We start from the raw sequence: 1790 nt of genomic DNA, 5'->3' as shown, positions 1-1790 counted from the left end.
GACCTCCCGGCCCTCCTCGCGCCGTTCGTGGGCGTCGGGCTTCCGCTTCGCCTTCGGCCGGGACCGCTCCGCCGGGCGGGGCCTCTTCTCGGGGGACGGGCGCTTCGCCGGACGGGGGCCCGGCTCGGGGCGCGAGGTCTTGTCGGGGGACGGCCTGCGGGGGGCCGGACGTTGTCCGGGCCGGTCGGTGGCGGGGCCCGGTTCGCCGGGCCTCTCGGCGCGGTGCGGATCGGGGGCACGGCCGGCCGGCGCGTTCCCGCCGCGGCCCGGCCGTCCGCCGTCGCCAGGGGCGCCCGGCGCACCCGGATCACCGTGGGCGCCCGGACGCCGCTTGGTGCGGAGGTTCTTCAGGATGCCGCCGAGCTTGCGGGTCACTCCGCCCATGAAACGGGTGAGGCCATTGATCAGCTCCTGGTAGAGGAGCTCCAGCAGGGCGACGACCCCGGCGGCGACGGCCTTGGCGAACGGCACCGCGCCGTTGCCGCTCTTGACCGCCTTCAGGAACGCCATGAACAGACCGAAGGCGGCGAGGATGCGGCTGAGCGCGCCCCAGGCCGTCTTGAGAGCGTCGATGATGCCCATTACCCAGCCCGCGCCCGGGATCAGCTTGGCGACGACCTTCTCCATGACCAACATGCCGATGATCGCGGGAAGTTGGGGAACCGCGGCGTCCCAGGCCATGCCGCCCATCTCCTCGACGGTGACACCGCCGTCGAGCAGTTCCCGGAACTCCTCCGGCGCCAGCCCGGTGATCTCCTGCACCTTCTGGTTGAACCATTCCTTCACCGCCGCCTGGATCTCGGTGAAGAGATGCTCCTTCGCCCCGCTCTCGGCCGCGCCGCCGGCCTTGCTGATCCAGTCACCCGGGTCGGAGACGATGTCGCTGAAGATCGCGGCCCATTCGCCGAGCGCGGCGATGGCCTGCTGCCCGAACTCCACCGCCGAGACGGTGACGTTCTCCGCGACGTCGACGGCTGCCAGCAGCCCGCCCTCCATGGCGTCCAGCCCGGCGAGCAGCGCGCCGCCCAGCCCGTCGAGCAGCTTGCCCGCCACCTCCTTGAGCGCGTCCGCGGCCTCGTTGACCTTGCGGACGGCCCAGTCGCGGCCCGCGTTGATGGTGTTCCGCCACTTGTCGCGCAGCGCCGGGTAGTCGGCGAGCATCTCGTCGCCGAAGGCGATCAGCGCGTCGGCGAAGTCGTTGATCTGCTGGACGACCCAGTTGCGCGCCTCGTCGATGAGCCGGAAGACCTCGCGCTTGAACGCGTCGATGAGGTCCGTGACGGCCTTGCGGGCCCGCTCGAAGAACCCCTTGATCTCGTCCTTGAGACCCTGCCACCACTGCTTGAGCTGGTCGAGGAACCCTCCGTCGCCCTTCTCCGCCTCCTTCTTCTTGTCCTCCTGCTTCTTCTGCGCGTCCTGCTCGGCGCCGGAGTGCTCGTCCTCGATCTTCTGGTTGTCGTCCTCGGTCCGCTTGTCGACGTCCTTGTCGGTCTGCTCCTGCTTGTCGTCGATGTCCTTGCGGACCTTCTCGTACTTCTTCCCCTTCTTGTCGTCGATCTCCGAGACCTTGTCGTCCTGCTCCTTGCGCCACTTGTCGCGCGCGTCGGCGATGTCCCGCCGGCCCTTCTCGCGCTCGCCCTCCTGCTTCCTGGTACCGGCGTCGACCTCACGCCGCAGGTCCCGGTCGTGCTTCTCCCGGTCCGCCCTCGCCCTGTCGTCCTTGGTCCGGCGCTCCTTGCCCATGCGGTGCAGGCCCTGCGCGAACGCCGCCTGGATCTGCGGCCCGCGGT

1 pseudogene is annotated in these 1790 nt (G+C 70.4%); it reads right to left on the bottom strand.

What is annotated here, in order from left to right:
• Positions 1-1790, bottom strand: a pseudogene (locus AC51EU_RS30175) (eCIS core domain-containing protein); the annotation flags it as partial.

Source organism: Candidatus Streptomyces philanthi (assembly GCF_059553635.1).
Note: the sequence above shows the minus strand (reverse complement) of the source record. Positions and strands in the feature narration are given on the sequence as shown.